Origin of the sequence: Mycobacterium sp. (assembly GCF_049673265.1) — a bacterium.
GTDB lineage: Bacteria > Actinomycetota > Actinomycetes > Mycobacteriales > Mycobacteriaceae > Mycobacterium.
Genome location: NZ_JBATXN010000201.1, coordinates 1 through 5790 on the forward strand (window position 1 = coordinate 1; position 5790 = coordinate 5790).

The window sequence follows — 5790 nt, forward strand, 5'->3', positions numbered from 1 at the left end:
TCCAACGCCACCCGCGAGCTGTCCGAGGCGCTCAAGCGACGCTGCCTGTTTTTGCACATCGACTTCCCCGACGCTGAGCTGGAACGCCGAATCCTGTTGTCGCGCGTCCCCGAATTGCCCGGACACATCGCCGACGAACTAGTGCGCATCATCGGCGTGCTGCGCGGAATGCAGCTCAAGAAGCTGCCGTCGGTGGCCGAGACCATCGACTGGGGACGCACAGTGCTAGCGCTGGGCATGGACACCATCGACGACGCGACCATCGCCGCAACGTTGGGCGTCGTGCTCAAACATCAATCCGATCAGCAGCGCGCCACCGGCGAACTTCGGCTGAACTAGGGTCACTGATGGCCGTCCGCCGCGTTCGTCCCAGCCATCCGCTGGCTCCGAACGGCTTGCCGGGTCATCTGGTGGGCTTCGTTGAAGCTCTTCGTGGACAAGGGATTTCGGTTGGCCCATCGGAGACGGTGGACGCCGGCAAAGTGATGGGGGTGCTGGGACTCAGCGATCGCGAGGTGCTTCGTGAGGGTCTGGCATGTGCGGTGTTGCGCAGGCCCGAGCACCGTGAGACCTACGACGCGATGTTCGACCTGTGGTGGCCCGCCGCGTTGGGTGCGCGTGCGGTGGTAACCGACGAGGTGCAGGCCGATCGCGAGATGCAGCTGCCGCCCGACGACGTCGAGGCCATGCGGCAGATGCTGCTGGATCTGCTCACCGCCAATGCCGACCTCGCCGACATGGATGAGCGGCTGGTCGCGATGATCGCGCAAATCGTGGACGCCTACGGAAAATACAACTCCAGCCGCGGCCCGTCGTACTCGTCGTACCAGGCGCTCAAGTCGATGGCGCTCGACGAGCTGGAAGGCAAGCTGTTGGCCGGTCTGCTCGCCCCCTACGGCGACGAACCCACGCCGACTCAGGAGCAGATCGCCAAAGCGCTTGCCGCCCAGCGGATCACACAACTGAGGAAAATGGTCGACGCCGAAACCAAGCGGCGCACTGCCGAGCAACTCGGTCGTGACCACGTCCAGATGTACGGAATCCCGCAGCTGGCCGAGAACGTCGAATTCCTGCGCGCCTCTGGTGAACAGCTCCGCTCAATGCGCAGGGTGGTGCAACCGTTGGCCCGCACCCTGGCCACCCGGTTGGCCGCCCGTCGGCGCCGTGCCCGTGCCGGTGCGATTGACCTGCGCAAGACGTTGCGCAAGTCGATGTCCACCGGCGGGGTCCCGATCGACCTGGTGCTGCGCAAGCCGCGCCCGGCGCGTCCAGAACTGGTGGTGTTGTGCGACGTGTCGGGCTCGGTCGCCGGTTTCAGCCACTTCACCCTTTTGCTGGTGCATGCGCTGCGGCAGCAGTTTTCCCGCGTTCGGGTATTTGCCTTTATCGACACCGCCGACGAGGTAACCCACATGTTCGGCCCGGACGCCGACCTGGCGGTGGCGATCCAGCGGATCACCCGCGAAGCCGGTGTCTACACTCGCGACGGGCACAGTGATTATGGCAACGCGTTCGTCTCATTCATCCAGGCGCATCCGAACGTGCTGTCGCCGCGCAGTTCGCTGCTGGTGCTTGGCGACGGGCGCACCAACTACCGCGACCCGGCGACCGATGTGTTGGCTCACATGGTGACCGCCAGCCGGCACGCGCATTGGCTCAACCCGGAGCCCAAACACCTCTGGGGCAGTGGCGACTCGGCAGTACCGCGCTACCAAGAGGTGATTACCATGCATGAATGCCGTTCGGCCAAGCAGCTGGCAGCGGTGATCGATCAGCTGCTGCCGGTCTGACGGCGGTTCTCAGGGCGGAGCTGCCCCCGCCCCTCCAGTAAGCTGGCAAACCATGCGAAAGCGGCGGCTGGGAGTGATGGGTGGGACATTCGACCCCATTCACAATGGCCACCTGGTCGCGGCCAGCGAAGTCGCTTATTTGTTCGATCTCGACGAAGTTGTCTTCGTGCCCACCGGGCAGCCCTGGCTGAAAGGACGCCAGGTCAGCGCCGGCGAAGACCGGTACCTGATGACGGTCATCGCCACTGCGGCCAACCCCCGGTTTTCGGTGAGCCGGGTCGACATCGACCGCGGCGGGCTCACCTACACCAAGGACACGTTGCGGGATTTGCACAACCTCAACCCCGACGCCGAGCTGTACTTCATCACCGGCGCCGATGCGCTGGCCTCGATCTTGTCGTGGCAGGACTTGGAGCAAATGTTCGCGATGGCACGGTTCGTCGGGGTCAGCCGGCCCGGCTACGAGCTGGGCCGCGACCATCTCGCCGATGTCCTCGACGGCCTGCCCGACGATGCGTTGACGTTGGTCGAAATCCCGGCACTGGCAATTTCGTCCACCGATTGCCGTCGGCGCGCGCAAGAGTCGCGGCCGCTGTGGTACCTGATGCCGGACGGCGTCGTGCAATACATCTCCAAGCGTGAGCTCTACCGCAAGCCTGGGGACGCGAGGTGACGGCCAGCCCGGAGGCGATCGAGATGGCCCGTGTCGCCGCGTCCGCGGCGGCGTCGAAGCTTGCCGAAGATGTCGTCGTGATCGACGTTTCGGGTCAACTCGTGATCACCGATTGCTTCGTCATCGCCTCGGCGTCCAACGAACGACAGGTCAACGCCATCGTGGACGAGGTCGAGGAAAAGATGCGCCGGGCCGGCTACAAACCTGCGCGCCGTGAGGGTGCCCGCGAGGGCCGCTGGACCTTGCTGGATTATGTCGACATCGTCGTGCATATCCAGCATCAAGACGAACGCAATTTTTATGCGCTGGACCGGCTTTGGGGAGACTGCCCGGTGGTGACGGTGGACTTGACCGGGAACCCAGCGGACTCGGCGAGCCGGTCATGACGACGCGCCGGCTGGTGATGCTGCGGCACGGCCAAACCGAATTCAATCTTGGCAGCCGGATGCAGGGCCAGCTAGACACCGAGCTGAGTGAATTGGGTCGCGCGCAGGCGGTGGCCGCTGCCGAAGCGCTGGCCAAACGCCAGCCGCTGCTGATCGTGTCGTCGGATCTACGACGTGCCTTTGACACCGCGGTCGCGCTGGGGGAGCGCACCGGCTTGAAGGTTCAGGTCGACGATCGGTTACGCGAGACTCACCTCGGCGACTGGCAGGGCATGACGCACGCGGAGATCGACGTGAAAGCGCCGGGCGCTCGGCTGGCCTGGCGCGAGGACGCCACCTGGGCGCCGCACGGCGGTGAAAGCAGGGTCGACGTTGCCGCGCGCAGCCTGCCGTTGATCGCCGAGCTGGTCGCCGGTGAGCCCGAATGGGGCGCCGACGAGGAGCCGGAGCGGCCGGTCGTGCTGGTCGCCCACGGCGGGCTGATCGCGGCCCTGACCGCGGCGCTGCTGCGGTTGCCGGTCGCCAACTGGCCCGCGGTGGGAGGCATGGGCAACGCCAGCTGGACGCAGCTGGCCGGGCACTCCGCCGAGAACGTCGAAGACATTCGGTGGCGCCTGGACGTGTGGAACGCTTCGGCACAGGTCGCCGGCGATGTCCTCTGAACAACCGCCGCGCCCGGTGTTGCTGATTTTCGCCGATTCACTGGCCTACTACGGCCCGACCGGCGGCCTACCCGCCGACGACCCTCGTATCTGGCCCAATATAGTTGCTGCGCAGCTAGGTTGGGATGTGGAACTGATCGGCCGCATCGGCTGGACATGCCGGGACGTGTGGTGGGCGGCCACTCAGGATCCGCGGGCCTGGGCGGCGCTGCCCCGCGCCGGGGCGGTGATCTTCGCAACGGGTGGCATGGATTCGCTGCCGTCCCCGCTGCCGACGGCGCTCCGTGAACTCATCCGATATGTGCGGCCGCCGTGGCTGCGGCGATGGGTGCGCGACGGCTACGGTTGGGCGCAGCCGCGGCTGTCTGGAGTGGCCAGAGCTGCGCTGCCGCCACATCTGTCGGCTGAATACCTCGAACTGACCCGCGGCGCAATCGATTTCAATCGGCCCGGCATCCCGATCGTGGCGTCGTTGCCGTCGGTGCACATCGCCGAGACTTACGGAAAGGCCCATCACGGCCGCGCCGGCACGGTCGGGGCGATTACCCAGTGGGCTGAGCAGCACGGCATCCCGCTCGTTGACCTGAAAGCCGCTGTTGCCGAACATATTATGAGTGGCCGCGGCAATCCCGACGGTATCCACTGGAACTTCGAAGCCCACCAGGCGGTCGCGGAGTTGATGCTCAAGGCGCTGGCCGAGGCAGGCGTGGCGACGATGCAGAGTGCGCAGCGCGATGAGGAGGAGCCGCGAAATCAAGCCGATGCCACGACCGAGACGCAGCGGGGCTGACGTCAGATGCCTGTCATGGTGGTCACTGACTCCTCGGCGCGTCTTCCGGGCGAAGTGCGTCGGCAGTGGGGAATTCGGCAGGTGCCTTTGCATATCCTGGTCGACGGCCTCGACCTGCGGGACGGCGTGGATGACGTTCCCGACGACATCCACGACTTCGGGCAGGCCACCACAGCCGCAGCCACGCCAACAGAACTGGGCGAGGCCTACCGGCGGGCGCTGGAAGACAGCGGCGGCGATGGGGTGGTGGCGGTGCACCTTTCGGCGGCACTGTCGGGAACCTTTGGCGCCGCCGAAACGACTGCGGCCGAGATCGGTCCAACGATCCGGGTGATCGACTCGAAATCGACTGCGATGAATACGGGTTTCGTGGCGTTGGCTGCCGCCCGGGCAGCGGCCGGCGGGGCCGATCTGGACACGGTTGCGGAAGCGGCGGCCGCGGCGGTGGGCCGCAATCATGGGTTCATCGTCGTCCATCAGCTGGACAATTTGCGGCGCAGCGGCCGGATTGGTGGTGCCGGTGCCTGGCTGGGCACCAAGCTGTCACTCAAGCCGCTACTGCGAATTGAAGACGGCAAACTTATTCTGGCACAACGGGTTCGCACCGCCAGCAAGGCGGTCGCAACGATGATCGACCGGGTTGGTGAAGTCGTCGGTGAGCGTTCAGCCACCATTGCGGTGCATCACGTCGCCAACCCCGACGGAGCCGCCGACCTGGTCGCCGCACTGGGCGAGCGCCTGCCGGCGTGTGAGCCGGCGGTCGTCACCGACCTGGGCCCGGTGCTGGCGTTGCACGTCGGTGCCGGTGCGCTCGCGGTGTGCGTCGAAGTAGCTGGCGACATAGACCCTCCGACCCAAGGATGACGCTGATCGACCGGGCGCCGATTTGGCTGCAGTCTGACCAGGGTTGTATCTGATCTACACAGAAGGGCCCAGCGCCGATAGGGTCAGGGTGCCGCGTCTACACCGATGGATCGGAACCCCTGGGGGGCGATTCAGTAATGCCGAATGGGAACCTCGCAAGGCTTCTCGCTGAGCGGGCAGCAGAAGCGGGATGGTACGACAAGCCTGCCTACTTTGCGCCGCACACGGTGACTCATGGGCAGATCCATGACGGTGGCGCGCGCCTTGGGGAAGTGCTGAGAACCCGCGGTCTATCCAGCGGAGATCGCGTCCTGTTGTGTCTTCCGGATTCGCCTGAGCTGGTGGAGCTGTTGCTGGCCTGCCTGGCTCGCGGACTCCTGGCTTTCTTCGCGAATCCGGAGCTCCATCCCGAAGACCACGCGTTTTTCGAACACGACACGGACCCGGCGCTCGTCGTCACCTCTAATGCTCTTCGCGCTCGGTTCCAGCAGTCGCGCGCGGTGGATACCGCAGAGCTGTTGTCCGAGGCGAGCCGAGTCGAGCCGGGCGACTATCAGCCGCTGAGCGCTGACGCTGCTGCGTTCGCTAACTACACGTCTGGCACTACGGGTCCACCGAAAGCCGC

General features: G+C 65.8%; 7 protein-coding genes and 1 pseudogene. All 8 read left to right on the top strand.

Translation table 11 applies throughout. The features are described 5' to 3' along the window. A pseudogene (locus WBF82_RS07095) lies at positions 1-339 on the top strand (AAA family ATPase); the annotation flags it as partial. A gap of 8 nt (positions 340-347) precedes the next feature. After that, positions 348-1790, top strand: coding sequence for a vWA domain-containing protein (locus WBF82_RS07100; RefSeq protein WP_424382359.1), 1443 nt, complete (start codon positions 348-350; stop codon positions 1788-1790). 52 nt (positions 1791-1842) lie between these two features. Next, on the top strand, positions 1843-2463 hold the full coding sequence (nadD, locus tag WBF82_RS07105; protein WP_424382360.1) for a nicotinate-nucleotide adenylyltransferase: 621 nt from the start codon (positions 1843-1845) through the stop codon (positions 2461-2463). Further along, complete coding sequence (rsfS, locus tag WBF82_RS07110; protein ID WP_424382361.1) at positions 2460-2849, top strand: ribosome silencing factor; 390 nt, start codon at positions 2460-2462, stop codon at positions 2847-2849. Before nadD ends, rsfS begins: the two co-directional genes overlap by 4 nt. After that, on the top strand, positions 2846-3511 hold the full coding sequence (gpgP, locus tag WBF82_RS07115) for a glucosyl-3-phosphoglycerate phosphatase (protein ID WP_424382362.1): 666 nt from the start codon (positions 2846-2848) through the stop codon (positions 3509-3511). The genes rsfS and gpgP overlap by 4 nt, the downstream gene beginning before the upstream one ends. Beyond that, complete coding sequence (gene octT, locus WBF82_RS07120) at positions 3501-4301, top strand: diglucosylglycerate octanoyltransferase (protein ID WP_424382363.1); 801 nt, start codon at positions 3501-3503, stop codon at positions 4299-4301. Before gpgP ends, octT begins: the two co-directional genes overlap by 11 nt. Positions 4302-4307: 6 nt before the next feature. Beyond that, a complete protein-coding gene (locus tag WBF82_RS07125; RefSeq protein WP_424382364.1) occupies positions 4308-5165 on the top strand; it encodes a DegV family protein in 858 nt (285 codons plus the stop codon). A 137-nt stretch (positions 5166-5302) separates the two neighbouring features. Further along, a partial coding sequence (locus WBF82_RS07130) for an AMP-binding protein (protein ID WP_424382365.1) occupies positions 5303-5790 on the top strand: 488 nt, incomplete at its 3' end.

Excerpts from the sequence above, each read along its gene's own strand:
- gpgP (WP_424382362.1), top strand. The coding sequence starts at position 2,846 with ATGACGACGCGCCGGCTGGTGATGCTGCGGCACGGCCAAACCGAATTC.
- WBF82_RS07100 (WP_424382359.1), top strand. The coding sequence starts at position 348 with ATGGCCGTCCGCCGCGTTCGTCCCAGCCATCCGCTGGCTCCGAACGGC.
- octT (WP_424382363.1), top strand. The coding sequence starts at position 3,501 with ATGTCCTCTGAACAACCGCCGCGCCCGGTGTTGCTGATTTTCGCCGAT.
- WBF82_RS07125 (WP_424382364.1), top strand. The coding sequence starts at position 4,308 with ATGCCTGTCATGGTGGTCACTGACTCCTCGGCGCGTCTTCCGGGCGAA.
- nadD (WP_424382360.1), top strand. The coding sequence starts at position 1,843 with ATGCGAAAGCGGCGGCTGGGAGTGATGGGTGGGACATTCGACCCCATT.